This is a genomic window from Nocardioides sp. AE5 (assembly GCF_031844485.1).
Lineage (GTDB): Bacteria > Actinomycetota > Actinomycetes > Propionibacteriales > Nocardioidaceae > Nocardioides.
Map to the genome: position 1 here is coordinate 107,890 of NZ_JAUZVI010000003.1, position 26,030 is coordinate 133,919.

At 69.4% G+C, this 26,030-nt stretch carries 24 protein-coding genes and 1 tRNA gene; 23 read left to right on the plus strand and 2 right to left on the minus strand.

Features of this window, described 5'->3' with window-relative positions:
• The first annotated feature begins 316 nt into the window (after positions 1 to 316).
• The 22 genes from Q9R27_RS06305 to Q9R27_RS06410 all read left to right on the plus strand — a co-directional run bounded on the left by Q9R27_RS06305 (position 317) and on the right by Q9R27_RS06410 (position 22,337).
• Positions 317 to 1,147 carry a ParA family protein gene (locus Q9R27_RS06305; RefSeq protein WP_311251741.1) on the plus strand — a complete coding sequence of 277 codons (831 nt, stop codon included), beginning with the start codon at positions 317 to 319 and terminating at the stop codon, positions 1,145 to 1,147.
• Entirely contained in the window at positions 1,116 to 1,484 is a 369-nt protein-coding gene (locus Q9R27_RS06310) for a hypothetical protein (protein WP_311251498.1), read from the plus strand. Before Q9R27_RS06305 ends, Q9R27_RS06310 begins: the two co-directional genes overlap by 32 nt.
• Positions 1,481 to 2,383, plus strand: a complete 903-nt coding sequence (locus Q9R27_RS06315) for a segregation and condensation protein A (protein WP_397219652.1) — start codon at positions 1,481 to 1,483, stop codon at positions 2,381 to 2,383. Before Q9R27_RS06310 ends, Q9R27_RS06315 begins: the two co-directional genes overlap by 4 nt.
• Positions 2,376 to 3,011 carry an SMC-Scp complex subunit ScpB gene (scpB, locus tag Q9R27_RS06320; RefSeq protein ID WP_311251499.1) on the plus strand — a complete coding sequence of 212 codons (636 nt, stop codon included), beginning with the start codon at positions 2,376 to 2,378 and terminating at the stop codon, positions 3,009 to 3,011. The genes Q9R27_RS06315 and scpB overlap by 8 nt, the downstream gene beginning before the upstream one ends.
• The gene (locus Q9R27_RS06325; protein WP_311251500.1) at positions 3,008 to 3,766 is read left to right on the plus strand and encodes a pseudouridine synthase; all 759 of its coding nucleotides are present in this window, start codon (positions 3,008 to 3,010) and stop codon (positions 3,764 to 3,766) included. The genes scpB and Q9R27_RS06325 overlap by 4 nt, the downstream gene beginning before the upstream one ends.
• Positions 3,767 to 3,782: 16 nt before the next feature.
• Positions 3,783 to 4,178 carry a VOC family protein gene (locus Q9R27_RS06330; protein WP_311251501.1) on the plus strand — a complete coding sequence of 132 codons (396 nt, stop codon included), beginning with the start codon at positions 3,783 to 3,785 and terminating at the stop codon, positions 4,176 to 4,178.
• A gap of 61 nt (positions 4,179 to 4,239) precedes the next feature.
• A complete protein-coding gene (gene aroH, locus Q9R27_RS06335) occupies positions 4,240 to 4,629 on the plus strand; it encodes a chorismate mutase (protein ID WP_311251502.1) in 390 nt (129 codons plus the stop codon).
• On the plus strand, positions 4,622 to 5,701 hold the full coding sequence (locus Q9R27_RS06340; RefSeq protein ID WP_311251503.1) for a prephenate dehydrogenase: 1,080 nt from the start codon (positions 4,622 to 4,624) through the stop codon (positions 5,699 to 5,701). Before aroH ends, Q9R27_RS06340 begins: the two co-directional genes overlap by 8 nt.
• Positions 5,702 to 5,798: 97 nt before the next feature.
• On the plus strand, positions 5,799 to 6,467 hold the full coding sequence (cmk, locus tag Q9R27_RS06345; RefSeq protein WP_311251504.1) for a (d)CMP kinase: 669 nt from the start codon (positions 5,799 to 5,801) through the stop codon (positions 6,465 to 6,467).
• Positions 6,467 to 7,234 carry a lysophospholipid acyltransferase family protein gene (locus tag Q9R27_RS06350; RefSeq protein WP_311251505.1) on the plus strand — a complete coding sequence of 256 codons (768 nt, stop codon included), beginning with the start codon at positions 6,467 to 6,469 and terminating at the stop codon, positions 7,232 to 7,234. Before cmk ends, Q9R27_RS06350 begins: the two co-directional genes overlap by 1 nt.
• Positions 7,231 to 8,574 (plus strand): ribosome biogenesis GTPase Der, encoded by a 1,344-nt coding sequence (gene der, locus Q9R27_RS06355; RefSeq protein WP_311251506.1) that lies wholly within the window; start codon positions 7,231 to 7,233, stop codon positions 8,572 to 8,574. Before Q9R27_RS06350 ends, der begins: the two co-directional genes overlap by 4 nt.
• Before the next feature lie 96 nt (positions 8,575 to 8,670).
• Positions 8,671 to 8,744 (plus strand) — tRNA-Pro (locus tag Q9R27_RS06360).
• A gap of 431 nt (positions 8,745 to 9,175) precedes the next feature.
• A complete protein-coding gene (locus Q9R27_RS06365) occupies positions 9,176 to 9,862 on the plus strand; it encodes an acyltransferase (RefSeq protein ID WP_311251507.1) in 687 nt (228 codons plus the stop codon).
• The gene (locus Q9R27_RS06370) at positions 9,862 to 11,853 is read left to right on the plus strand and encodes an MFS transporter (RefSeq protein WP_311251508.1); all 1,992 of its coding nucleotides are present in this window, start codon (positions 9,862 to 9,864) and stop codon (positions 11,851 to 11,853) included. Before Q9R27_RS06365 ends, Q9R27_RS06370 begins: the two co-directional genes overlap by 1 nt.
• A gap of 45 nt (positions 11,854 to 11,898) precedes the next feature.
• The gene (locus tag Q9R27_RS06375) at positions 11,899 to 12,522 is read left to right on the plus strand and encodes a hypothetical protein (protein ID WP_311251509.1); all 624 of its coding nucleotides are present in this window, start codon (positions 11,899 to 11,901) and stop codon (positions 12,520 to 12,522) included.
• Complete coding sequence (locus Q9R27_RS06380; RefSeq protein ID WP_311251510.1) at positions 12,519 to 13,535, plus strand: PASTA domain-containing protein; 1,017 nt, start codon at positions 12,519 to 12,521, stop codon at positions 13,533 to 13,535. Before Q9R27_RS06375 ends, Q9R27_RS06380 begins: the two co-directional genes overlap by 4 nt.
• The gene (locus Q9R27_RS06385; protein WP_311251511.1) at positions 13,532 to 18,673 is read left to right on the plus strand and encodes a VWA domain-containing protein; all 5,142 of its coding nucleotides are present in this window, start codon (positions 13,532 to 13,534) and stop codon (positions 18,671 to 18,673) included. The genes Q9R27_RS06380 and Q9R27_RS06385 overlap by 4 nt, the downstream gene beginning before the upstream one ends.
• 83 nt (positions 18,674 to 18,756) lie before the next feature.
• Complete coding sequence (locus Q9R27_RS06390) at positions 18,757 to 19,251, plus strand: septum formation family protein (protein WP_311251512.1); 495 nt, start codon at positions 18,757 to 18,759, stop codon at positions 19,249 to 19,251.
• Positions 19,252 to 19,271: 20 nt separating this feature from the next.
• Positions 19,272 to 20,231 (plus strand): glucosyl-3-phosphoglycerate synthase, encoded by a 960-nt coding sequence (locus tag Q9R27_RS06395; RefSeq protein WP_311251513.1) that lies wholly within the window; start codon positions 19,272 to 19,274, stop codon positions 20,229 to 20,231.
• The gene (gene folP, locus Q9R27_RS06400; protein WP_311251514.1) at positions 20,228 to 21,091 is read left to right on the plus strand and encodes a dihydropteroate synthase; all 864 of its coding nucleotides are present in this window, start codon (positions 20,228 to 20,230) and stop codon (positions 21,089 to 21,091) included. Before Q9R27_RS06395 ends, folP begins: the two co-directional genes overlap by 4 nt.
• Positions 21,088 to 21,648 (plus strand): hypothetical protein, encoded by a 561-nt coding sequence (locus Q9R27_RS06405; RefSeq protein WP_311251515.1) that lies wholly within the window; start codon positions 21,088 to 21,090, stop codon positions 21,646 to 21,648. The genes folP and Q9R27_RS06405 overlap by 4 nt, the downstream gene beginning before the upstream one ends.
• Positions 21,645 to 22,337, plus strand: coding sequence for a dihydrofolate reductase family protein (locus tag Q9R27_RS06410; RefSeq protein WP_311251516.1), 693 nt, complete (start codon positions 21,645 to 21,647; stop codon positions 22,335 to 22,337). Before Q9R27_RS06405 ends, Q9R27_RS06410 begins: the two co-directional genes overlap by 4 nt.
• 55 nt (positions 22,338 to 22,392) lie before the next feature.
• Here the strand turns inward: Q9R27_RS06410 and Q9R27_RS06415 are convergent, their stop codons facing one another.
• Together Q9R27_RS06415 and Q9R27_RS06420 are read right to left on the minus strand one after the other, a co-directional pair.
• Positions 22,393 to 23,928, minus strand: a complete 1,536-nt coding sequence (locus tag Q9R27_RS06415; RefSeq protein ID WP_311251517.1) for an ATP-dependent DNA ligase — start codon at positions 23,926 to 23,928, stop codon at positions 22,393 to 22,395.
• Positions 23,929 to 23,931: 3 nt separating this feature from the next.
• Positions 23,932 to 25,197: an SLC13 family permease gene (locus tag Q9R27_RS06420; RefSeq protein WP_311251518.1), complete on the minus strand. Its 1,266-nt coding sequence runs from the start codon at positions 25,195 to 25,197 to the stop codon at positions 23,932 to 23,934.
• Between the two features lie 43 nt (positions 25,198 to 25,240).
• Between Q9R27_RS06420 and Q9R27_RS06425 the strand changes: the two genes are divergently transcribed.
• Positions 25,241 to 26,011 carry a helical backbone metal receptor gene (locus Q9R27_RS06425; protein WP_311251519.1) on the plus strand — a complete coding sequence of 257 codons (771 nt, stop codon included), beginning with the start codon at positions 25,241 to 25,243 and terminating at the stop codon, positions 26,009 to 26,011.
• Positions 26,012 to 26,030: the final 19 nt, after the last annotated feature.

Sequence of the window (26,030 nt, forward strand, 5' to 3'; positions counted from 1 at the left end):
GATTTCGTCGCGGCGCCGATGATCTGCCACCCCGCCTTGTTCCCGCGTGACCTGCGGCCCTAGAGTCGCCACCACGGCCCGGACACTTGTCGCCGAGTCGACAAAGACAAGTGGAGCCAAGGGAGCACGTGTGAACGGTGGCGGAGGATTCTCGGGAATGCCAGGCCCGGTCGGCACCAGCGCTCCGCAGATGCCGCCCAAGGTCCACCCTCCTACTTCCCCAGGAGAGACGAACGTGAGCGATCCCGTGCAGTTCCGGCCCCGCCCGGAGCCCGAGCCGACGCCCGAGGTGGTCCTCGGCCCGACCGGCCGCCCGATGCCCGACCTTCCCGAACCGGGGCCGGTCGTGACCGGCGCCAAGGCCCGGGTTATCTCGATGTGCAACCAGAAGGGTGGGGTCGGCAAGACCACCACCACGATCAACCTGGGTGCAGCACTGGCCGAACTCGGCCGCAAGGTGCTGCTGGTCGACTTCGACCCGCAGGGATCGCTCTCGGTCGGCCTGGGCCTCAACCCGCACGAGATGGAACTCAGCGTCTACAACCTGCTGATGGACCGCGAGACCACCTTCGACGAGGTCGTCGTGGAGTCCGGCGTGCCGGGGATGGACCTGTTGCCGTCGAACATCGACCTGTCTGCTGCCGAGGTGCAACTGGTGCACGAGGTGGCCCGTGAGCAGACCCTGCAGCGGGTGCTCGCCCCGGCGGTCGACTCCTACGACGTGATCCTGATCGACTGCCAGCCCTCCCTGGGCCTGCTCACCGTCAACGCACTGACGGCCTCCGACGGCGTCATCGTGCCGCTGGAGTGCGAATACTTCGCGCTGCGCGGGGTGGCCCTGCTCAAGACCACCATCGACAAGGTCAAGGAGCGGCTCAACCCGCGCCTGGAGATCGACGGCGTCCTGGGCACCATGTTCGACGGGCGCACCCTGCACAGCCGTGAGGTGATGGAACGCCTCGTCCAGGCATGGGGGGACAAGGTCTTCCACACCGTCATCCGCAGGACGGTCAAGTTCTCCGACTCCACCGTCGCCGGCGAGCCGATCACCAGCTATGCCTCCTCCTCGGCCGGGGCGGAGTCCTATCGACAACTCGCCAAGGAGGTGCTCGCGCGTGTCCCGTCGAGTGAGTCTGCCCGCGGCTGACGACCTCTTCCGACCGACCTCGGACACCACCGATGCCGAGCCTGCAGCACCGAAGCTCGCCGCGGCACCGGACCCGACGGATGCCACGAGTGAGCGGGCGAGCGGCCCGTCCCGGCGCAAGGCGAGCGGGCGCGTGCGCCACGACGAGAAGATGACCGTCTACATCACCTCCGAGGAGTTGCTCGAGCTCGAGCACGCCCGGCTCTCGATGCGCCGCTCCACGGGCAAGGCCGTCGACCGGGGTCGCCTCGTGCGGGCCGCCATCGCGATGGCGCTGGCCGACTTCGAGGAGAACGGCGACGCCTCCGAAGTGGTGGCCCGGCTGAGGGAAACGTGAGCCAGGCCCCCGTCGTACCGGAGGCCGAGGCGCAGTCCGGGGAGGCCGCGGAGGCAGCGGGCGGGTTCGCCGTCCACCTGGACAACTTCGAGGGCCCCTTCGACCTGCTGCTCAACCTGATCGCCAAGCACAAGCTCGACATCACCGAGGTCGCCCTCTCGGTGGTCACCGACGAGTTCATCGCCCACGTCAAGGCGGGCGGCAAGGTCTGGGACCTGGAGCAGACCTCGTCGTTCCTGCTCGTTGCCGCCACCCTGCTGGACCTGAAGGCGGCCCGGCTGCTGCCCCAGGGCGACGTCGAGGACGAGGAGGACCTGGCCCTGCTCGAGGCGCGCGACCTGCTCTTCGCCCGGCTGATGCAGTACAAGGCCTTCAAGCAGGTGGCCAGCGTGCTCGAGCAGCGGTTGGCGGATGAGACCCGCCGCTTCCCGCGTGCGGTCGGCATGGAGGAACGCTTCGCCACGCTGCTGCCGGAGGTGCTGATCGGGATCGGCCTGGAGCAGTTCGCCCGGATGGCAGCGAAGGCGATGGCGCCCAAGCCGGTCCTGGAACTCTCCCTGCAACACCCCCACGCCGCCAAGGTCTCGGTCAAGGAGCAGGCAGCGATCGTGGTCGACCGCCTGCGCAGCCACGGCACGATGACCTTCCGTGCACTGTGCGGCGACTCACCGGACACGCTGACCACGGTGGCCCGGTTCCTCTCGCTGCTCGAACTCTTCCGCGAGGGGGCGGTGGCCTTCGACCAGGCCACCCCGCTGGGGGAGTTGTCGGTGCGCTGGACCGGCGCCGAGGACAGCGAGTTCGAGATCAGCGACGAGTTCGACGGTGCCCCACCCGAGCAGGCCGGGACGGAACCGCAGCCCACCGGGCAGGCCGACGAGGAGGAGAGCGATGAGTGAGCACCAGGACGTCGAGGAAGCGAGCGAGACCCTCGACGTACCCGTCGCCGAGTTGCGCCCTGCGCTGGAGGCCGTGCTGATGGTCGCCGACCAGCCGCTGGACCAGGTCACCCTGGCCTCTGCTGTCGGCCACCGGGTCGACGAGGTCGCGGCGGCGCTGGCCGCCCTGGCCACCGAGTACGACGAGCAGGGGCGCGGCTTCGAGTTGCGCAACGTCGCCGGTGGCTGGCGCTACTACACCCGCGAGGCGTATGCGCCCGTGGTGGAAGGGTTCGTCCTCGAAGGACAACAGGCGCGGCTCACCCAGGCAGCCCTGGAGACGCTGGCCGTGGTCGCCTACCGGCAGCCCGTCTCCCGGGCCCGGGTCTCGGCCATCCGCGGGGTCAACGTCGACGGAGTGATGCGGACGCTGCTCACCCGCGGCCTGGTCGAGGAGGCCGGACAGGACGCCGAGACGGGCGCCAACCTCTACCGGACCACGTCCTACTTCCTGGAGCGGATCGGCATCACCGACCTGGACGAACTGCCCGAACTGGCACCGTTCCTGCCCGAGATGGAGGACATGGAGGAGGACCTGGCCGCGCTGTCGGGGCAGGTGGAAGCTCCCGTTGCCGGAGCGGCCGAGTGAACGACGTACCGGCGGAGGAGGGGCTGGTCCGCCTGCAGAAGCACCTGGCCCAGTCCGGGGTGGCCTCGCGGCGCAAGTGCGAGGAACTCATGCTCGACGGGCTGGTCAGTGTCGACGGTGAGGTCGTCACCCGCCTGGGCACCAAGATCGATCCGCGCACCGCCGTGGTCAGGGTGGACGGCAAGCGGTTGCCGCCGATCAGCCCGCACGTCTACCTGGTCCTGAACAAGCCCCGCGGCGTGGTCTCCACGATGTCCGACCCCGAAGGACGCGCGACGCTGGCCGACCACGTCGCCGATCGCCCCGAGCGACTCTTCCACGTGGGGCGCCTCGACACCGACACCTCCGGGCTGATCCTGCTCACCAACGACGGCGACTTCGCCCAGAAGGTGGCCCACCCGTCGTACGAACTGACCAAGACCTACGTCGCCGAGGTGGACGGTGCCGTCACCCGGGAGACCCTGCAGGCGCTGCGCGACGGCGTGGTGCTCGAGGACGGCCCGGTCGAGGTGACCTCGTCCCGCCTGGTCTCCGAGGGCCAGGGCGGGGCCCGTGGGCGCAGCATCGTCGAACTGGTGATCCACGAGGGACGCAACCGGATCGTGCGCCGACTCCTCGACCAGGTCGGGCACCCGGTACGCCGCCTCACCCGGACCGCGATCGGGCCGATCCCGCTGGCCGGCCTCAAGCCCGGTGCGCTGCGTGAACTCACCAGCGACGAACTCGGCACACTGCTCGACTCCGCGCGACTGTGAGGCGTAGCGTCGGGCCATGGGCATCGGCGAGATCAGGTTCTGGGACTGCATCACCGTGCGCGACCTGGAGGCGATGACCGCCTTCCTGACCGCGCTCGGCTTCACCGAGCACGCGGCGTACCGCGACGAGGCGGATCCCTCGCTGGTCGCGCACGCCGAGTGGGTCTCACCCGACGGGCACGGAGGGCTGATGTTCGGCTCCGAGCGCGAGGACGCCGTGGGATCCTCACGTGTCGGCACGGCGGGCATCTACCTGGTCGTCGACGACCCGGACGCCGTCTTCGAGGCGGCGCTGGCCGCCGGGGGCACCGTGGTGCAGCCGATGCAGGACCAGGGGTACGGCGGTCGCGGCGGCACCGTTGCCGACCCCGACGGCAACCAGTGGTCGTTCGGCGACTACCAGCCGCACTGAGTGCCGCGGCGGCGTACTAACCTGTGCGGGCAAGCAGAGAAGTTCCAGGAAGGACGTCGCCGTGGCGGTACGGGCCGTGCGTGGGGCCACGCAGCTCGAGACGGACACCCGCGAGCACATGCTCGAACGGGTGGCCGAGATGGTCACCGACGTGATGACCTCCAACGGATTCACCGTCGATGACTTCATCTCCGTGATCTTCACGGCCACCGACGACCTCAACTCCGAGTTCCCGGCGTACGCCGCCCGCCAGCTCGGATTCGACGAGGTGCCGCTGATCTGCGCCCGCGAACTGGAGATCGGCAACTCGATGCCGCGCGTGGTCCGGATGATGGCGCACGTCGAGACCGACCTGCCCCGCAAGGACATCACCCACGTCTACCTGCACGGCGCCGCCCACCTGCGCCGTGACCTGTCCCGGGTCCGCGAGGTCCCCGACGCGGATGAGTGACATGCCCCGGGGCGACCTGACCGGTCCCGTCCTGGTCGTCGGCGCCGGCCTGCTCGGCACCTCCCTGGCGCTGGCCCTGCGCCGCCACCGGGTGGAGGTCTTCCTCAGCGACCCGAACCGGGAACACATCCGCACCGCGAGCGGGCTCGGCGCCGGCATCGAACACCACGGTGAGCCGGTGCAGCTGGTCGTGGTGGCGGTCCCGCCGGACCATCTGGGCCCCGTGATCGCCGGCGCACTCACCACCACGGACGCCGTCGTCACCGACGTCGGCTCGGTCAAGTCCCAGCCACTGGACCATGTCCTCTCCGTGGCCCCGGACGCGGTCGACCGCTACGTGGGCAGCCACCCGATGGCCGGCAGCGAGCGCTCGGGCCCGCTGACTGCGTCCGGCACCCTCTTCGAGGGACGACCGTGGGCGATCACGCCGCACGAGCGGGCGCCGGAACCGGCCGTGGCGCTGGTGCGCGAACTGGTCGAGCTCTGTGGCGGCGTACCGCTGGAACTGGCGCCGGACGAGCACGACGCCGCCGTGGCGCGGACCTCGCACCTGCCGCACCTGATGTCGGCGCTGGTCGCCGGTCGCCTGGCCAACGCTCCGGTCGATCAGCTCGCCCTCTCCGGGCCGGGCGTGCGAGACGTGACCCGGATCGCCGGCAGCGACCCGGGCATGTGGCTGCAGATCATCACCGCCAACCAGCCTGCGGTGCTGGCCCTGCTCGACGAGGTGACGGTGCGCCTGGGTGACCTGCGCGCTGCCGTCGCTGATGGGTCCCGCGCTGCGCTGGAGAAGGTGCTCGCCGAGGGCGTCGCCGGCACCCGCGCCATCCCGGGCAAGCATGGCGGCCCGGCACAACCGACCGAGTCGGTCTTCGTTGCCGTGCCCGACCACCCCGGCGAACTGGCCCGACTCTTCGCCGACGCGGGGGAGATCGGCGTCAACATCGAGGACGTCCACATCGACCACGACCCGGGCCGCCCGGTCGGACAGGTCGAACTCGTCGTGGAGGCCGCCAGGGCGCCACACCTGGTCACCTCGCTGACCAGCCGCGGGTGGGACGTGCGCGAATAGCGGATGCCGTCGTGCGGGTGCCCGGACGGTAGGCTCGTGCCGGTCCGGTCCACCCCGACACCGCCCTTTCCGCCCCAACCAACCGCACAGGAGTCCCGTGAGCAGCAAGGTCGTCGTTGCCATCGACGGGACGTCCGGTTCGGGCAAGTCGAGCACCGCACGTGGCGTCGCCGCACGGCTCGGGCTGCGCTACCTCGACACGGGCGCCCAGTTCCGCGCCATCACCTGGTGGATGCTGAGGAACGGCGTCGACGTGCACGACGCGGCCGCGGTCGCGGCCCGGGCTGGTGACCCGGTCGTCGTCTCCGGGACCGATCCGCGCGATCCCACGATCACCGTCGACGGCGAGGACGCCTCGATCGCCATCCGGACCGAGCAGGTCACCAACGCCGTCAGCCCGGTCAGTGCCGTGCCGCAGGTGCGCGAGCACCTGCTGGAGTTGCAACGCACCATCATCGGCGACGGCGGCATCGTGGTGGAAGGGCGTGACATCGGCTCGGTGGTCTGGCCCGACGCCGAGGTGAAGCTCTATGTCACCGCCGATCCCGCGGCCCGTGCCGCCCGGCGCGCTGCCGAGGAGGGCGGGTCCGACCAGGCCGTCACCGAGCAGTCACTGCTGGCCCGGGACCGGATCGACTCGGGCCGTGCCACCGCGCCCCTGGTGATGGCCGAAGGTGCGCACCACCTGGACACCACGCCGTACACGCTCGACGAAGTGATCGCACAGGTTGTCGCCCTGGTGGAGGACGCAGGAGCCGGCGCCTGATGGACCTCGACGCGTCCCGCGCTGGGCTGCCCGTCACCGACGGGATCGAACTGCCGCCCACGCACCTGCTCCACCCGCTGCGCCCGCTCGCCCGGTGGATCATCAGCCGACGGTTCACGGTGCGCACCCGGGGCACCTGGCACGTGCCTGAGGCCGGCCCGGTGATCCTGGCTGCCAACCACGTCGGAGTCGTGGACGGCCCGCTCCTGGCGATCTTCAGCCCCCGTCCGGTGCACGCCCTGACCAAGCAGGAGATGTTCGAGGGCAAGCTCGGTGGGTTCCTGCACCATTCCGGCCAGATCCCGCTCAACCGGTTCGCCGCCGACCCGTCGGCGATGAAGGCGTGCATCGCGGTGCTGCGTGCCGGCCGGGTGGCAGGCGTCTTCCCCGAGGGCACCCGCGGCGCCGGCGACCTGGCCAGGTTCCACGGGGGAGCGGCGTACCTGGCGTTGGTGACCGGTGCGCCCGTGGTCCCGGTGACCATGCTCGGCACCCGCGAGCCCGGCGGCAGCAGTGGATCCCTGCCGCCCCGGGGAAGCACGGTGGACATGGTCTATGGGGCGCCCTTCCGGGTGCCGCAGAGCCCGTGGCCACGCACCCGGGAACAAGTCCGGCAGGTGACGTTGTTGCTCCGGGAGCACATGCTGGACCAGCAGGCCAGGGCGATCGCCGCGAGCGGTCGGGACCTACCCGGGCCGCTGCCACCTGGCCAGCGCAACATCGACGACGACCCACACACCGGTGTGGTCGAACAAGGAGCATCATGAGCGAGTACGACGCGGAAGCTGCAGGTCCGTTGCCGGTCCTCGCAGTCGTCGGTCGGCCCAACGTCGGCAAGTCGACCCTGGTCAACCGGATCATCGGTCGCCGCGAAGCAGTGGTGGAGGACCGCCCCGGTGTCACCCGGGACCGGGTGCCCTACGACGCCAACTGGAACGGGCGCGCCTTCACCGTGGTCGACACCGGTGGCTGGGACCCGGACGCGCGCGGCATGGCAGAGCGAATCGCCGGCCAGGCCGAGGTCGCGGTCTCCCTGGCCGATGCGGTCCTCTTCGTGGTGGACGCGACCGTCGGGATCACCGACGCCGACGAGGCCGTGGTCAAGATCCTGCGCAAGGCCAACAAGCCGGTCGTGCTCGCCGCGAACAAGGTCGACGACCAGCGCACCGAGGCCGAGGCGTACGGACTGTGGAACTTGGGACTGGGGGAGCCGTACCCGGTCTCCGCCATCCACGGCCGGGGTTCTGGTGACCTGCTGGACGCCGTCCTGGCGGCGTTGCCGGACACCCCGGCCGAGTCGTTCGAGGAGGTCGGTGGGCCGCGCCGCATTGCCCTGGTCGGCAAGCCGAACGTCGGCAAGTCGTCCCTGCTCAACAAGCTCGCCGGCGAGGAGCGGGTCGTGGTGGACAACGTCGCCGGCACCACAGTCGACCCCGTCGACGAACTGATCACCCTCGGCGGACGCCCGTGGCGCTTCATCGACACGGCCGGGATCCGCAAGCGGGTCAAGACCGCCTCGGGCCATGAGTACTACGCCTCGCTGCGCACCGCGTCGGCGATCGAGCGGGCCGAGGTTGCGGTGCTCGTGGTGGACGGTTCCGAGTCCATCTCCGAGCAGGACATCCGGATCATCCAGACCATTCGCGAGACCGGCCGGGCGCTGGTGATCGCGTTCAACAAGTGGGACCTGGTCGACGAGGAGCGTCGCTATTACCTGGACCGCGAGATCGAGCGCGAGCTCGTCCAGGTCCAGTGGGCACCCCGGATCAACATCACTGCGCGCACGGGCTGGCACGTGGACCGTCTCGTCCCCGCCCTGGACCGCGCACTGGAGGGCTGGGAGACCCGGATCAGCACGGGGCAACTGAACACCTTCCTCGGGCGCCTGGTCGCCGAGCATCCCCACCCGGTGCGTGGCGGCAAGCAGCCGCGGATCCTCTTCGGCACCCAGGCGCAGACGGCGCCGCCGACGTTCATCCTCTTCACCAGCGGCAAGCTGGACGCGGGCTATGAGCGCTTCATCGAGCGGCGCCTGCGTGAGGAGTTCGGCTTCGTGGGCACGCCGATCGAGCTGCAGGTCCGTCCCCGGGAGAAGCGGAAGCGCTGAGCGGGGAGAACCCCATTGCGCGACACGGTAGCCCGATTCCCTTTCGGGCGACGCGGTGCGATAGTGTTCCGTCGGTCCGCACGAGAGTGCGGAACTCGGGCTGTGGCGCAGCTTGGTAGCGCACTTGACTGGGGGTCAAGGGGTCGCAGGTTCAAATCCTGTCAGCCCGACCGAGAAACGAAACCGCCTCTCACCTGTTTCCGCAGGTGAGAGGCGGTTTCCCCACTTCTCCACTCGCTCTGGGGCGACCACGAGAACGGCCGTTCGCGGGGCGGTACGCAGCACCGTCCCCCGTCCCACCCATGCCGTCCGACGCACCGGCACCGACCTGGACCACGTCATCCCCTGCCACCCCGGGTTTCGGGGGCAGACCGGCACCCACAACGCCGCACCCCTGAGCCGTTACGCCCACAGGGCCAAGACTCATGCGAACGACACGGTGCGACAACTCGGGCCAGGCACCTACCTCTGGCGCATCCCCACCATCTCGACGGCTCCGTCGCCCCGGTGGGCGGCCCGCGCCACGACATCATCTGGGCCTGGCCCAGGAGCATGCCCAGCCCACCACCGGCAATGAGCCGTGAGCCGATACGCTCCGAGCGTGCCTTTGCTCCGGACCCTGCTCAGCCCGACCTTCCACGCCGTACGCCGCGCACTGGAGTGGGTCGGTGAGATCACCCCGGGCACGCGCGCGGCCGCCCGCTTCGGCAGTTTCGGCGAGGCGAGCCTGATCGGCTTCCCCCACGCGACGCTCATGGGCGAGCGTGCCATCCACATCGGCCGCGAGACGCTGATCGGCCGCCAGTGCACCCTCACCGTCGGATACGGCCCGGACGCGTCCTCACTGCCCGAACGGGGTCTGGTGATCGGCGACCGCTGCGTGATCGGCGCGTTCAGCACCCTGACCGCACACGAGGGCATCGAGATCGGTGACGACGTCTGGTTCGGCCAGGGCGTCTTCGTCTCCGACGCCAGCCACGGCTACCAGGACCCCGACGAGCCGATCGGGCGCCAGCTCGGCCAACACCATCCGGTGCGGATCGGCGCGGGCTCCTGGATCGGGCACCGGGCAATGATCCTGCCCGGCACCACGTTGGGCCGCAACGTGGTGGTCGGAGCCGGCGCAGTGGTCCGCGGCGACGTGCCCGACCATGCAGTGGTGGCCGGGGTGCCGGCAAGGGTGCTGCGACGCTTCGAGCCCGGCCAGGGATGGGTCGACGGAGCCGGGAACATCCGTCCGATTCAGCGGACCGCAGACCTGCTCCGGCTCGTCGAGGACGGTGCCTGATGGCGCGTCCCGACCAGGTCCGGGAGAAGGATCCGCGTGCCGCGCGCACCGGCATCGTCATCGCGACCCTGTCACTGGCCGGGATGATCGCCGCGCTTCAGCAGATGCTCGTGGTCCCCGTCCTGCCCGAGGTGCCAGCCCACTTCGGCGTCAGCCAGGACTCCGGCACCTGGATGGTCACCGCCTCACTGCTCGCCGGGGCCGTCGCCACCCCGATCGTCTCCCGCCTGGCGGACATGGTCGGCAAGCGGCGGATGATCCTGATCTGCCTGGTCGTGATGGCCGCCGGATCCCTGCTGCTGGCGCTCTTCGATGAGTCCTTCGCCGCTGCTGTCACGGGCCGCGCTCTCCAGGGCTCTGCAGCGGCGCTGATCCCGGTCGGGATCAGCATCATGCGCGACGAGCTCCCGCCGAACAGGGTCAGCTTCGGCGTCGCCCTGATGAGTGCCACCCTGGGCATCGGCACCGCCCTGGGGCTACCGCTCTCCGGCCTCCTCTACCAGCACTGGGGCTGGTCCTCGCTCTTCTGGGTCTCCGGTGCCGGAAGCCTGCTCGTCCTGGTCGCGGTGGCACTCCTGGTCAACGAGTCACGGGTCAAGACACCCGGACGCTTCGACCTGCCCGGTGCGCTCCTGCTCTCGGTCGCGCTGACTGCCTTCCTGCTCGCGGTCTCCAAGGGCGGGAGCTGGGGTTGGACCAGCCCCGCCGTCGTCGGCCTGCTGGCGTTGACCGTGGCAGTCGGTGCGTTCTGGGTGCCGTTCGAACTGCGGGTCAAGGACCCGATGGTGGACCTGCGGACGGCCGCACGGAGACCGGTGCTGTTGACCAACGTCGCCTCGGTCCTGATCGCGCTGGCGATGTACGTGAACATGCTGATCACCATCACCATCCTGGAGTTGCCCGAGGCTCTCGAGCACGGCATCGGGATGGACGTCAGCGCCGCCGGACTGGCCATGGTCCCGTCCGGACTGGTCATGGTGGTCCTCTCACCCTTCTCCGGGATGATCCTGAACCGGTTCGGCGGCCGTCTCACCATGGCGGTCGGTGCCGCGATCATGTCGGTGGCCTACCTCGCCCGGATCCCGTTCTCCGGCTCGGCGTTCGAGGTCATCCTCGGCTCGACGCTGGTCGGCCTGGGCACGGCGCTGGCATTCGCGGCGATGCCGATGCTGATCATGGCCTCGGTGCCGATCACGGAGACCGCCGCGGCGAACGGCATCAACTCACTGGCCCGCGCCGTGGGTGGCGCCACTTCCACGGCGATCTTCGCCGCCATCACCACGGTGATGGTGGTCCGCACGGGGGGCCACGAGTTCCCCAGCCTGGGCTCCTTCCACCTGATGTTCGTGCTGTGTGCCGCGGCCACGGCGGCCGCCGTCGGGGTGACCTGGCTGATCCCGTCGCGGGCCCAGGCGCGGGAGAAGAAGATCGGTGCGCCCCGCGACGCGGACCAGGTCGAGACCGTCGTACGCGGCACCATCCTGATCGGCGGTGAGCCCCCGCGGCAGACCCCGGCCATCGTCACCGTCACCCACCTCGACGGGTCGCCGGTCGACTGGGCCTGGTCCGACCAGTCGGGCGGCTACTCGGTGGCACTGCCCGGACCGGGCACCTACGTCGTGGTCGGCAACGCCCGCGGCTGGTCCCCACGCGCCCACATCTTCGAGTACGCCGGTGGCACCTCGCAGGAGCACGTTGCCCTGACCGACCAGTTGATGCTGCGTGGCACCGTCACCGACAAAGGCACCCCGGTCGCTGCCGCCATGGTCGCTCTCCACGCCGGCGCCGGTGAGTTCGTGCAGAGCACGGTCTCCGCGGCCGACGGGGGCTACGACCTGCCACTCCCATCCGCGGGACCGTACGTCGTCACGGCCGCGAGTGCGGCCACCGGCAAGGCCCATTCGCGCAAGGTGATCGTCACTGCTGCGTCGCTCGTGGTGGACATCGAATTGGCCGAAGCCGAGGGGGTCCCCAAAATGGGGAGTTTTTGAACGTTTCCCACTTGTGGGCCGTTCAGGAGTGATAGAACACGAGCCATGACCGTGCCTGGCACTGACCCTGCGCTCGTCGCACTTCACGATCCGACGACATCCCCTCAGGTACTCAATGAGATTGCGGCCTCCCGCCCCGACCTGTTGGAGACCGTGAAGACCCACCCCAACTGCTATCCGGCGCTGACCGAATGGATCGACCAGGTGTCAGGGGCGCCGACTGGCCAGCCAGCGCAGTTCACTAGCCTGCGCGTCGAGGAGCCGTCGCCGTCCGGGCAGGCTTCCTCGGCAACGGAACCGGACCCCGCACCTGAGCCAGGAGAAGCCAGTCAGGACCCCGAGCCCATTCCCGGCGACGAAGCCAGTCAGTTCGAGGAAGCCGGTCAGGCCGCTGACGGGACCGAAGAACCGGAGCTGGTCAATCCCTTCGAGGTGCCCGCTGGGCCGATGGGACCTGTAGAGCCACTGGAGGGTGGGGCGCCGTTGTCGCCTGTGGAGCCGCTGGCCGTGGCGGAACCGCTGCCGGCTGCAGACGATCCGGAGCCCGCACCTTCACGTCGGCTTCCCTGGGTGGCGCTGGGACTGCTGATCGGGCTGGTGGTTGGCGGTATCGGAGCTGCCTTCCTGGTGATCCTGGTCCTGCCCGGTCTCTTCGGGAGCGTGCTGTGAGTGGACGATCCGGGCGGCGCCTCTGGTGGCTGATCCTGGCAGGGGCGTTGGTGCTGGTCCTGGTCACTGCGATCGGTATCGCCTATGGGGCAGGTTGGGGTGCCGCCAACCGTGCCGGTAACGCGACGCGCGCCCACGACGTACCTGCGGAGCGGGTCATTTCCATTCCGGACTTCGGGCAGGCGGGTGGAACCGAGATGCCCGACGTACGCGGGCTGACCCTCGAGGAGGCGCGCCAAGCTCTCGGCGACGCCCAGATCACGGCGCGGATCACCACTCAGGAGCGGCCCGCTGCGGGACGGTCCGGAGTGGTCATCCAGCAGTCCCCGATCTTCGGCGCAGCTAACCCAGCTGCAGTTCTCCTGGTGATCGCCCAGGAGGCGAAGGTGCCGGACGTCATCGGCACGCCGATCCAGGACGCGATCGACGCCATGCAGGGGATGGGTGCCCGGGTCCAGCAGGTGAAGGTCTACCGCCCCGGCGCCACGGTGGGGAACGTTGTCGCCACCTCACCCAAGGCAGGAGAGGGCCTGACCGAGATGGTCACCTTGCAGGTGGCCGACGCGCCCAGCGAGCGACGCCTGGTTGACCTGAGCACACTGCAGGGCTATCCCAGCGCGGACAGCGACACGGTTGCCATCCATGGAGTCTCCTATGGCTCCGCGATGTACTTCAGTCCGAGTCACGATGATCCCGCGGACCTGGTCTGGAACCTCGGAGGGGCCGATCTCTACCTCAGCGCGCAGTTCGTCCTCGGCGAGGACGCCGAGGCGGGTGAACGTGGCCGTATCGAGGTGCGTGGCGATGGGGAGTTGATCGACTCCTTCGAGGTGACGTCGACCAAGGCCGCAAAGCTGGAAACCAGCCTTGCGGGTGTCCAGACGCTGATGATCCGTGTGGTCAACACCGTCGACCCGGAGTCGAGCGATGACCCCCCATGGCGTGCAAACGTCGTGTTGTTGAACCCGGTGCTGCTCGGCAGTTATGAGCAGATCCAGCGGTTGCCACAATGAGCAGGGAATTTCGACGGCTGACAGCGATCGTCGCAGCCGTCACTGCCACTCTGGTGATGGCGTTGGCCACGGTGGTCTGGGTCGTCCTCGAACGGGGCAAGGACGACCCGGGCGTCGCAGGAACGCTGGACCACCTGGCCCCGGCAGTGCAGTCGGGCCTTTGGGTGCCCGCGGGGCAGGCTGAAGTCGCCGGGGACGTGACGCTCGGCGGGTCCAAGCCGATCGAGGTTGCCGGCTTCGATGAGGTGGAGGGCATTGACTCCGGGACCCGTTCGTGGCTGGTCCAGGTCACGGCAACGGCCACTGAGCCGACCAAGGTCTGGGTCGCGGGAGCGCAGGCCTCGCGGAAGACCGCCCCGCTGCTCACTCTTCCCGCAGGTAGGAGGACCGTCACCACGATGGTCGATGTTGGTGACGATGGTGCGATCACCCTCCTCGCCGACCAGGAAGCGACCGCCAGCGTGGTCGCCGTGGCTGCCTTCACCGGACAAGAGGACGACGCCCCGGGCCCGGGTGGTACCCAGGCGGTGGCACCAGCGCCTGCCCTGCGTGCAGGCGGCGACGGAGCAGCGATCCCCACTAGGCAGGCTCCTGCATGGGTCAGCCCTGCTGGACTGGGAGATGTGCCGTCGGAACGGGTTGCAGGGGGCTGGCTCCAGATCCGTGCCTCGGGCACCGGGTCGGTGCTCCTCGGCACTCGTGAGGCGCAGGTTCCCGTGCTGGACCTCCTCGACGGATCGGGAACGGCACTGGTCCCCGCCGCCGTCGATGCCGACGGGTTCGCCTGGCTCGCCACCACCGGTGAAGTGAGCGCGCTCGAGGTCGACGTGGTCGGCTGGACCGCTGCCGCCGACCCGACCACGGATGCAACTGTCGTCGAGGGCGGACTGGTCCTGTCCACGCCCAGCGTCAACAGCACGGGGCAGCCGGTTGCCCCCGCCATCGCGCCGGTGGGTGCCGTCAGCCTGTGGACCTTCGGCGTTTCTGGTGGCGACTCCGTTTCCGGAGCCGGACAGCTTGCCGGTCGCGACATCGGTCCGTCCACAGCGGCCGGCGCCGGGCAGGTGCTGACCGCCTCGAGCGAGGCCATGGCGGCGGCCGGAGCGTGGTGGGGTTACTTCGCCGGTCCAGTGAACGACGAGTCGCGGGCTGAGCTGGAGATGACCATTGACGCACCCAGGAAGGACAGCCGGATAGACTTGGCCGCCAACGGTGGCCAGATCACCTTCGAGGGAACCATCACCGGGGCCGAGGGAGTGACTTCGGTCGTGCTCAAGCGCGGTGACCGCTACCTGGGCACCGCCGAGGTGTATGCGACACCTGAAGGTTACCGGTGGCGCTACCGGACGGATGCCGCACCGGGAAAGCATGCGGTCACCGTCGAGGTGGAGGATCTTGCCGGACGGCGTACGTCCCGATCGATCTCCTTCGAGGCGACAGCACCGGAGAACCGGACCACGCCGGTGGTGGCACCACGCACGGTGGTCGGTGGGACTGACCTGGTCCGGACCATCACCGACTCCACCGAGACCAGCCTGACCCTCTCCGCCCCGGCGGACCTCCGGGTCGGGGACTTCCTGGTCGCGGAGCCCTCGGAGGCGCTTCCTGACGGTCGCCTGGCCCGAGTCACCGCGATCCGGCAACACGGTGGTGGCATGGTCGTGATGACTCGCCCCGCCGGCCTTGACGAGATCTTCCTGCAGGTCCACTTCGTGCAGGCGGGCGCGGAGATCCCTGATGCGGTACCCCAGGTCCTGGGCTCCTATCGCGTGGACGAGCCGGACCAACCAGTGGTGGGGGTCGAGGGCCCGGGGGCCGAACCGGTCGCCCATGAGCCCGGCACCGTCACGGACATCATCACGCTCGTCGACGAGTCATGGCAGGTCGCCTCACTCGATGTGGTCGGGACATTCGCAGGCCAGGCCGACTATCGCGACGGCAAGCGATCCCGTGAGGTCACAGCAGCCAGCACCACTACCGTCCAGGTCGATGTGAGCGGCGAACGCCTGGTCGACGAGAAGCTTGAGCAGAAGTGGCGCAAGGAACTCTCCGGCACCACCACGGTGGCCGCCTCGGCCAATCTTGATGCAAAGCTGGAGCTCCACGCAACGTCAGTGGTCAACTTCGCGCTCAACACCCACATCGAGTGGAACTGGTTCAAGTCCAAGGTCGTTGTCGACGAGTTCAAGCTCTCCCACACGCAGACCTTCAACGAGTCGCTCACCCTCAACGCGACGGGTGAGTTCCAGCAGTTCATGGATGCCGACACCTTCGAGGCGACGCCCGCGGAACGGGTGAAGACACTCAAGGACGCTGCAAGGGAAGTGGCCCAGGCCAAGGACGCCCAGGACCCGAATGCCAAGTCCCTCGAGGAGAGGCTCACGGTCAAGCTCGGCACCGTCAAGTTCACGGTGGCAGCAGTTCCGGTCTGGATCAACGTCTACACAAGCGTGAACATGGCCTACGGCTCCTACCTGACCGGAGAGATCTCCGCGACCCAGGCATTCGGCTATGTGCACGAGGTGGGCGTGCGGTGGCGCGGGGCTGGCTGGGAGGAGATCAACGAGTTCCAACTGACTGCTCAGGCGCAGGAGGCCCGTTTTTCGATCGATGCCATGGCAAGCTTCGTCGCCCCCGTCACCTTCCGGGCGATGGTGTATGACCGAGCCGGCCCATCCCTGGACCTGAGCCTGATGCTGGAGCTCACGGCGCGGGCCGAAGGGGAGGCGCACAACGACACGGCGGGGGACGAAGCCTCCCGAGGGGCGCGCGTCGCAGCCGATGTCTCCCTGGACCTCTATGTCTTTGGGTCGGTCGGGGCCAAGGTCGACCTGCTCGGCTTCGAGGACGAGTGGCACTCGCCCGAACTCACTCTGGTCACCCAGAACATCTGGCGTCGCCACTGGGAGGCATGCGCGGGAGACTCCTGCCCCGAGGAGGGGTCCAGGTCCTTCCCGGCAGCAGACGAGGCAGGTGACACCTCGGCCATCGGCAGGGGCGACCGTCCGCTGGTGCTGTTGATGGACACGTCGTCGTCCATGGACGGGCAACGTATCGAGAACGCGAAGGCCAGCTTGCGCGGCGTCCTGCAGGCGCAACAGTTGGGTACCGAGATCGGGCTCTACACCTATCCTGGCGGGACGTCGTCGAGCACCAGTGGGTGCACGACCGGCCAGTTCGTGATCCCGGTGGAACCGGTGGCAGGGTTCAGCAACCTCCTCAGCGCCATCGACCAGGTCCAGACCAGCGGCGACACACCCACGGGTGAGGCACTTCTGGCCGTGGCTGCGGCACTTGAGGCGCAGGGCCGCACCGGCGCCACCATCCTGCTGGTCTCGGACGGGGAGACCACCTGTGGTGTGCCTCCGTGCGAGGTGGCGGCGCAGCTCAGCGAGCGGGGCTTCGAGGTGACCATCCCGACGGTGGCCTACCAGACCTCGGCCGAGGGCGCAGCGGAACTGGCCTGCATCGCCGAGGCGACCGGCGCCAAGCCGCACGTGATCGATTCCGATGACCCCGAGGAACTGTGGGAGACGGTCGAGGACCTGACCCTGGCTTCGCTGGAGGTTGTTCTCTCCCATCCCGACACGATTGCCTCCGATGGGGCGGCCACAGTCGAGGTCAGGGTCACGAACCCTTCAGCCCGTGACGTCGCTGGCGCGCGGATGTCCCTGACCTCGTCAGGGCTGGAATCCCAGGTGAGCCCGGCCGCCGAGGTGATGCTCGGCAACATCCCACCCGGTGCCACCGTGACCCGCAAGGTGCGGGTCACCACCCAGGGCGCGGAGACCGGTGAAGTCTCCCTGCGTGTCCTTGCCTGGGGCGGAAACGTGCCTGCGGTGGAGGAGAGGACCACCTATCAGGTGGTCGAACCGGGTAAGGTCGACACCGCTCCCGGCGAGATACTCACCCCCGAGGACGACCCGGAGGTGTGGGCGATGGGGGACGGGTTCGCCGACCCCTCCTGCGGGGACGCCGCACAGACACCAGTCGGGGTCGCGACCGACGGCACCGGCTCCAGTGTTGCTTGCGTCGATGCTGGCATTCGTGACCTACTCGACCCGATCGAGGGCGAGTCCCAGATGGAGCGGCTCCCCGAGCGTGCCGGGGATGTGGTGGTCCAGGTCTCCGTCGGGGCAAGTGACGTGGGGCTCGACCGCCTGCTGGTCCACTGTGCCCAGCAGGAATGCCCGGCCGATGATGCCCGGATCACCAATGCGATCAGAGCCGCCCAGGAGATCGACTTCACCACGCTCTATGCGGACCTGGCTGATGCATTGAACTCGAGGTCGGACCCGGTCATCGTGGTCAGCGCGTACCCCTACCTCTTCGACACGAGCACGGGGCGGCCTTGTTCCGGGGACTTCTCACTGGCCGAGGCACGTGCCCTGAATGCGGTCGTGACCACACTCAACCGAGCAGCTGAGGCGGGTGTCCTGGCCGCGCAGGCGCGCGGCTACGAAATCTACTTCGCGGCAGACGTGGTCGATGCACTGATTCCGGACGCATCGTTGTGTGGCGCCCAACCCGGTGTCGAGTTCGCAGATGGACTCAAGATGAGCCAGCAGGGAGTGAACCGGTCCGCCGAGGCAATGGCACGGTGGAGCCAAGGACGTGCCCGGGCCGAGGCAGTGCGCCCCAAGCGTGCAGCCGACTCCGGCAGCGCCCATGCCCTGGCCTGGATGTACCCCGGCACGGTGGAGGTGCAGATGGATGCGCAGCCGCCCGGCGCTCTGATCGACGTGTGGGTGCCCGAGCAGGGCCGCGGAACGGTGGTCAAGGGAGGGCAGGCACTCCGGATCCACGGCTCCGGATATGCACCCGGCGCTTCGGTGTTCATCAGTCTGCAGCAGGAGCGCCCGATTGCGCTGGGCACCTTCGAGGTCGGAGCAGACGGCACATTCACGGCGTTGACCCGCGTGCCCTATGGGACCCCGGTCGGTGAGACCACCTTGGCGGTGCTCGGCGTGACTGCTGGAGGCCAGTCCGAGCGGGTTCTGGCCACGGTCCATGTCGCAGCCCCGGTCTCACTCGGCGTCTCGATCTGGACGCCCGTCTCGCTGCTGGCCGGGCTCGCTGCACTCGCGTTGCTGGGAGCCGCCTGGCGCCTGCGACGGCGTACGCTGGACGGCGCCTGACGGCGCCTGACCCTGTGGCGAAGGTCTCCACGACGGTTTCCCGATCCCTGACCCGCCTAGCCTGTCGGGCCGCTAGATTTCGCATGACAGTCACTCGTGCCGGCATCGGCCTCCTCGGCGCACTCGCCCTCGCCCTTCCCCTCACTGCCTGTGACACCAACGAATCCAGGCGCGACGACAACGGCGCGATCGTGGAGGAGAACGAGAAGGCGAGCGTCTTCGAGATGCGCGTCGGCGACTGCTATGACGACCCCGAGGAGGGGATGGACGACGAGTTCGTCGAGGTGGAGACGGCCAAGGCGGTGCCGTGCGGTCAGCCGCACGACAACGAGGTCTTCCACATCGTCGACCTCCCGGACGGCGACTTCCCCGGCGACGCAGAGACCAACGAACTCGGCATGGACCTGTGCTACGAGCAGTTCGAGGCATTCGTCGGCCTGCCCTACGAGGAGTCGGCCCTCGACTTCTTCATCTACCAGCCGACAGCAGAGTCCTGGCGGGCCGGTGACCGTGAGATCGCCTGCCCGGTCTACGGCGAGGAGAAGCTCACCGGCACCCAGAAGGGCAGCGGCATCTGAGCGAGTCCTAGGGTGGGGACGTGACCCGGGACTGGTTCGAGCGACGTACACACAGCTGGGACGAGTGGACGGTCGCCGATCTGGTTCGCGCCCGCCGGGACAGCGGAACCTCCGTCAGCCTGGTGGTCCCCGCCCGCAACGAGGCCGCCACGGTCGGGGCAGTGGTCACCCGGGTGCGCGAGCAACTCATGGAGACCGTCGAGTTCCTCGACGAGATCGTGGTGATCGACTCCGACTCCACCGATGCCACGGGCGAGGTGGCCAGTGACGCAGGTGCCGTGGTGCACCGCAGCGCGGACATCCGCCCCGACCTGGGCAGCGTCCCCGGCAAGGGGGAGGCGATGTGGAAGTCCCTCTTCGTCACCCGCGGCGACCTCATCGTCTTCATGGACGCCGACCTGCTCGACTGGGACACCCATTTCGTGCCCGGCCTGCTTGGTCCACTGCTCACCGATTCGGACGTGCACCTGGTCAAGGGCTTCTATGAGCGGCCCCTGCTCGGCGGCAACGACCCGGCAGCCGCGTTCGAGGGCGGACGCGTCACCGAACTCGTTGCCCGTCCGCTGATTGCGCTCGCCTTCCCCGAACTCGCCGGGCTGGTCCAGCCGCTGGCAGGGGAGTGGGCCGTGCGCCGGTCCGCCTTCGAGACGTTCTCGGTGCCCACCGGGTACGCCGTGGAACTGGCCGCACTTGTGGACACCGTGCGCTCCTTCGGCGTCGACGCGATCGCCCAGGTCGACCTCGGGCGTCGCGCCCACCGCCACCAGGCACTGCGCGACCTGGGCGCCATGGCCACCCAGATCATGGCGGCCGCGGCGCGACGGAGCCTCGGCACGCGGGACGAGCCGGGGAACGATGCGGTGCTGCTCCGCCAGTACGTCGGCAGCGCCGGCGCCATCGAGCCGAGTGAGCGGAGCGTGCACACCGGGGAACGGCCGCCGATGGTCTCGGTGGGACACGCTGCAGGAGGAGCGCGATGACCCTGAAATTGGGACGGCACCTGTTCGACGACGACGCCATGTTGATGATGGCGATCGTCAACCGCACCCCCGACTCCTTCTACGACAAGGGCGCGACCTGGGCGGAGGACAAGGCTTTCGACCGGGTCGCCCAGGTGGTCGACGAGGGCGCCGAGATCGTCGACATCGGCGGCATCAAGGCGGCTCCCGGCGTCGAGATCGACGCCGACGAGGAAAAACGGCGGGTGGTGGACTTCGTGGCCCGCGTCCGCGCGGCGTACCCGGGCGTGGTGATCAGCGTCGACACCTGGCGTGCCGAGGTGGGCCGTGCGGTCTGCGAAGCCGGGGCGGATCTGCTGAACGACGCCTGGGGCGGGCACGACCCCGACCTGGCCCAGGTCGCCGCCGACTTTGATGTCGCACTGGTCTGCACCCACACCGGCGGGGTGACGCCGCGGACCCGACCGCACCGGATCGAGTACGCCGACGTGATGGCCGACGTGATCGACCACACCGTCGGCGAGGCGAAGCGCGCGATCGCCCTCGGGGTCGACGAGCGGAGCGTCATCATCGACCCTGCCCACGACTTCGGGAAGAACACCTTCCACTCGCTCGAAGTGACGCGCCGGCTCGACGAGATGATCGCCACCGGCTTCCCCGTCCTGGTCTCGCTGTCCAACAAGGACTTCGTCGGCGAGACCCTCGACCTGCCCGTGGGGGAGCGGCTGACCGGCACCCTGGCGGCGACCGCGCTTTGCGCGCTGGCCGGTGCCCGGATCTATCGGGTGCACGAGGTGGTCGAGACCCGGCAGGTGGTCGACATGGTCGCCACCATTGCCGGACGACGAGCACCGGCCCGGGCGATCAGGGGACTGGCATGAAGCGCATCGTGGTGCTCTCGGCGCCCCCGGCTCTGCTGCCGGAGCATGCCAGCCTGCACGACCCGGTCGACGACCTGCGCGCCAGCTGCCTGCGGGCACTCGCCCACCTGCTGGAGCGCCACGACGGGCCGATCCGTCTGGTCACCGATCCGGTCCAGGCGTCCAACGCGGCTCGGGGCATCACCGAGCCGGCCGGAGCCCGGGCGGTGCGCCACCTGCTGGGCGAACTCGGCAGCACCCTGCCGGCGGGGCCCGAGCACCGTGATGCCGAGGCATGGATCGTGGTCGCCAACGGCAGCGCCCGCCGCGGCGAGAAGGCCCCGGGCCACCTGGACGAGCGTGCCTTCGCCTTCGACGACGACATCGAGAAGGCGCTGTGGGCCGGGGACGGGACCGTGCTGGCGGGGCTGGACACCGCACTGGGCGAGGAACTGCTCGCCGAGGGCATCGCCGGACTGGTCGAACTCGGCCGCGCCGTGCCGACGCCCGGGCGGGCACTGGGCTGGTTCAGCAGTGACGAGCGTGGGGTGGCGTGGTGGGTGGTGAGCTGGCTGTGAAGATCCTTCTCGACACCGTTGCCGGACAGGCGCCAGCTGCGGAGGCGACCGACGAGCAACTCCAGGCGGCGTACGCCGTGCCGGCCACACCATGGCTGCGGGTGAACTTCGTCGAGACCGTGGACGGCGCCGCGACCGGAGCGTCGGGCAAGTCCGGCTCGATCAACAACGCCGCCGACAAGCGGATCTTCGACCTGCTCCGCGACCAGGCCGACGTGGTGCTGATCGGTGCGGGGACGGCCCGGATCGAGGGCTACCGGCCGGCAGATCGCCCGATCGTGGTGGTCAGTGCGCGCGGCGAGGTGCCGCAGACCCTGCGCGATGCGCCGGCAGGGCGGGTGCTGGTGGCCACCCACGCAGAATCGCACGGCCTTGCCGCCCTCCGTGCCGACCTGGGCGAGGACCATGTGCTCGTCGTCGGTGAGCGCCGCGTCGACCTGGCTGCACTCAAGACGGCACTGGTCGAGAAGGGGTTCGCGAACATCCTCAGCGAGGGCGGGCCGACCCTCTTCGCGGACCTGCTCGACGCCGGTGTGGTGGACGAAGTCTGCACCACCACGGTCCCGCGCCTGATCGGCGGGGAACACATCCGCATAGCGCACGGTCGCCCGCTCGACGTCGGCCTGGAACTGGCCACGCTGCTCGAGGAGGACAGCAGCCTGGTTGCCCGCTGGCTGGTGCGCCGCTGAGCCGACCGGATCGTGGCGTTTGCAATGTCGGTTGCCGTCATCTGGTGACAGTGATCTACACGCTTGTTTCGGGCAGCGGTTCGAGATGCGCCCGTACGGCCTCGATCGTGTCCGTCTGGGCCGCGATCTTGTCGTCGCGATAGCGAATCACCCGCGCAAACCGCAGTGCCACCCCACCGGGATAGCGGCGTGAGCGCTGCACCCCGTCGAAGGCGATTTCGACAACTTGCTCGGGTCGGACGTGAACCACGTGTCCCTCGCGGTGGGTCTCCAACGCCAGGAATCGCTCGGTCTGCCACGCGAGCATCTCGTCGGTCATCCCCTTGAACGTCTTGCCGAGCATCACGAAGCCGTCCCCCTCGCGGGCGCCGAGATGGATGTTGGAGAGCATGCCCCGGCGTCGTCCGCTGCCCCACTCGACCCCGAGCACGACCAGGTCCACGGTGTGCCGCGGCTTCACCTTCACCCAGCCGGCACCGCGCCGCCCAGCAGCGTAGGGAGCATCGGGGTCCTTGACCACGACGCCCTCGTGGCCGACGGCGATGCGCTCGTCGAAGAATTCCTGTGCCGCGGACACGGAGTCGGTCACGATCCGCGGCACCACGTGGTCGGGCGCGATCCGCTCGAGCAGGTCCCACCGCAGTGAGGCGGGTTCGTCGACGAGGTCGCGACCGTCGAGGTGGAGCAGGTCGAAGAAGTACGTCGTCAACGGGACCTCGGTGCGCATCCGTGCCGGGTCCGCGCTGCTCATCGTCCGGGAGCCGGTCACCTGGAACGGCTCGGGTCGCCCGGCGCGCTCGGCGATCACCTCCCCGTCCAGCACGGCCCGTGTCACCGGGAGCCGCCGCACCGCGTCGACAACCTCGGGCAGCCGATCGGTGACCTCGTCGAGGGTGCGGGTGAAGAGCCGCACCGCAGCACCGTCGCGGTGCGCCTGGATCCGGATCCCGTCCAGTTTGCTGTCCAGGGCCCGGCGACCGGAACCCGCCAGCGCTGCCGACACGTCCGGTGCACTCCCGGCCAGCATGGGGCGGAGTGGACGCCCCACCTCGAGCCGGACCTCGGCCAGTGCGTCCTCCCCTCCGTCGAGCGCGATCCTGGCCACCGGCGCGGCGAAGCCGGCCAGCATCACGGCACGACGGACCGTTGGCTCCGATACGGACGCCGCGTGCGCGATCGCCTTCAGCAGTACGCCGTCGCTCGCGCCTTGACGCAACTCCCCGGTGATCAGCCCGACCAGCCACCGTTGCTCGGCCACGGTGGCGCGGGAGAAGAGTCGCGTGACGGCGTCGTGCCGGCTCGCTGCGGAGCCGGACCCTGACAGGCCCCCGATCCGGGTCAGTTCGGCATCAACCTCACGGACCTCCAACGTGGGCCGCGCGATGGGCTCGGGAAGTGCGGCCAGCCCGCGCCAGCCGACGCCGATCCGGCGCTGGGGGAGCACCCCGGCCAGGTAGTCGGCCACCACCTCGATCGGTTCGCCGTCTGCATGGGCGGTGCGCAGCGCCGTGGCCACGGCCTCCACCTTGGCTGTGCGTGACGAGGTGGCGGCCACGGCAGTGGAGGTCTCGATCAGGGTGGCGAGAAGCATTCCTCAAGCATGCAGCAGGCCGGGGATACCGGTCATCATCCATAGCACGAGGACTCCGGCCAGCACGGCCACCGGGGTGACCAGGATGGCGTGCCGGTGGAAGAGGCGCAGATCCGCAGTGAGCCCGTGGCGCAGCAACGTACGCCGCCACAACAGGTTGGCCAGTGAACCGGGGAGGGTCAGGCCTGAGCCGACGTTGAGCCCGATCAGCGCGGCCAGCACGTACGCCGGACCCAACGGTGCCACCAACGGGACTAGCAGCAGGGTCGCGGGCAGGTTGTTGACCACGTTGGCCAGGAGGGTGGCGAGCAAGGCGATCAGGAGCAGGGTGGGCAGGCCCTTGCCGTGCGGCACCAGCGCGGCGACGAGCGAGCCGAGGAAGGAATCGGTCACGCCCAGCACCACCACGCCCAGGCCGAGCACGAAGAGTGCGAAGGGCAGATGGGCTGCGTCGAGCACCCGGCGCGTGTCCAGGGTGCCGGCGTGGGTGCCGTGCAGGACCAGGACCATTGCGGCCCCGGCAGCCACCCAGACCGGGTCGATCCCGAGCGGGGAACCGGCCGCGAACCCGACCAGCATCACCGCCACCGCCAGGAGCGGGAACCGGGGGAGCCGGACCGCAGCGACAACACCGACGGAACCGGATGCGCCACCGCGCCGCACCTCACTGAAGACGAGCACCATCCCGGCGTACTCGACGGCCAGGACGGCCAGCCAGACCGGTGCCATCAGCAGCAGCCAGGTGGTGAAACTGATCCCCAGGTGGGGCAGCGCGAGCAGGTTGGTCAGGTTCGAGACCGGCAGCAGGAGGGAGGCCGAGTTCGCCAGCCGGACATTGGCGTGCACCCCGGCGCGGTGGGCCGTGGTGCCGATGGTCGCTGCGGCGATCACGGGGGTCAGCAACACCACGGTGGCATCCAGGCTGAGCACCGCCGTCACCACCGCGGCGGCGATGAAGGAGAGCAGCACCAGCGGTCGGGGTCCATCGCCCCGGTGGCGCCGGACCAGGGCACCCAGGGCGCGGAAGAGACCCGCCGCGGCGCAGGCGTCGGCCACCACCAGGATCGCGACCAGGAATCCGACGACGGGCAGCAGCAACCGCACCTGGTCGGTGGCCTCGCGGATGCTGATCACACCCGTGCCGATGACCACCGCGGAGGCCCCGAGCGCGACGAGGGCCTCCCAACGACCGCGTGGATGCGCCAGCGCGATGGCCAGGGCTCCGGCCAGGCAGGAGACCACGATCAGGTCGAGGAGGGGCGCGGGCACCGGCGAAGCGTGACACATCCAGCCGCACGTAGTCTGCACAGGCATGAACGATGCACGGCTCCTTGATGACCTGGGCACTGCCGTGGAGTTGGCTGGCCCGCCGCAGCGGATCGTCTCCCTGGTGCCCTCCCTGACCGAGGCCCTGGCGCCGACCGGTCGCCTGGTCGGCGCCACCGACTGGTGCACGCACCCGGCAGGCCTGGCGGTGGATCGGGTCCGCGGCACGAAGAACCCGGACCTGGCCGCGATCGCCGGGCTCCAACCCGACCTGGTGATCGCCAACCAGGAGGAGAACCGGGAACTGGACGTCCGGCGGTTGCGGGAGCAGGGGGTCGCGGTCTGGGTCACCGTGACCGAGTCGGTCCCGGAGTCGATCGCCAGCATGCGCCGCCTCTTCGTCGAGGTGCTCGGCGAGCCCGAACCGGACTGGCTCACCGAGGCGGACCGGCTCTGGTCCGGTGACCGCCCGCCGGTGCGGCGCACGGCGGCGGTGCCGATCTGGCGCGATCCGTGGATGGTGGTCGGGCGCGACACGTTCACCGGTGACCTGTTGCGCCGCCTGGGCATCGACAACGTGTACGCCGATGCCAAGGGGCGCTATCCGCACACCACCGTGGCGGAGATCGTGGCCCGCGAACCGGACCTGGTGCTGCTGCCTGATGAGCCGTATGAGTTCACCGCCGACGACGGCCCGGAGGCCTTCGAGGACCTGGCCACCGTGTTGCTGGAGGGGCGGCTGATCACCTGGTACGGCCCCGCGCTGGTGGAGGCCCACGTCACTTTGCAGGAATTGCTAGGACGTCCTACTATCTAGAAATAGGACGTCCTACTAT

Excerpts from the sequence above, each read along its gene's own strand:
- Q9R27_RS06375 (WP_311251509.1), top strand. The coding sequence starts at position 11,899 with ATGACCGTGCCTGGCACTGACCCTGCGCTCGTCGCACTTCACGATCCG.
- Q9R27_RS06415 (WP_311251517.1), bottom strand. The coding sequence starts at position 23,928 with ATGCTTCTCGCCACCCTGATCGAGACCTCCACTGCCGTGGCCGCCACC.
- Q9R27_RS06330 (WP_311251501.1), top strand. The coding sequence starts at position 3,783 with ATGGGCATCGGCGAGATCAGGTTCTGGGACTGCATCACCGTGCGCGAC.
- Q9R27_RS06385 (WP_311251511.1), top strand. The coding sequence starts at position 13,532 with ATGAGCAGGGAATTTCGACGGCTGACAGCGATCGTCGCAGCCGTCACT.
- Q9R27_RS06425 (WP_311251519.1), top strand. The coding sequence starts at position 25,241 with ATGAACGATGCACGGCTCCTTGATGACCTGGGCACTGCCGTGGAGTTG.
- der (WP_311251506.1), top strand. The coding sequence starts at position 7,231 with ATGAGCGAGTACGACGCGGAAGCTGCAGGTCCGTTGCCGGTCCTCGCA.
- scpB (WP_311251499.1), top strand. The coding sequence starts at position 2,376 with ATGAGTGAGCACCAGGACGTCGAGGAAGCGAGCGAGACCCTCGACGTA.
- Q9R27_RS06305 (WP_311251741.1), top strand. The coding sequence starts at position 317 with ATGCCCGACCTTCCCGAACCGGGGCCGGTCGTGACCGGCGCCAAGGCC.
- folP (WP_311251514.1), top strand. The coding sequence starts at position 20,228 with ATGACCCTGAAATTGGGACGGCACCTGTTCGACGACGACGCCATGTTG.
- Q9R27_RS06405 (WP_311251515.1), top strand. The coding sequence starts at position 21,088 with ATGAAGCGCATCGTGGTGCTCTCGGCGCCCCCGGCTCTGCTGCCGGAG.
- Q9R27_RS06390 (WP_311251512.1), top strand. The coding sequence starts at position 18,757 with ATGACAGTCACTCGTGCCGGCATCGGCCTCCTCGGCGCACTCGCCCTC.
- Q9R27_RS06340 (WP_311251503.1), top strand. The coding sequence starts at position 4,622 with ATGAGTGACATGCCCCGGGGCGACCTGACCGGTCCCGTCCTGGTCGTC.
- Q9R27_RS06370 (WP_311251508.1), top strand. The coding sequence starts at position 9,862 with ATGGCGCGTCCCGACCAGGTCCGGGAGAAGGATCCGCGTGCCGCGCGC.
- Q9R27_RS06350 (WP_311251505.1), top strand. The coding sequence starts at position 6,467 with ATGGACCTCGACGCGTCCCGCGCTGGGCTGCCCGTCACCGACGGGATC.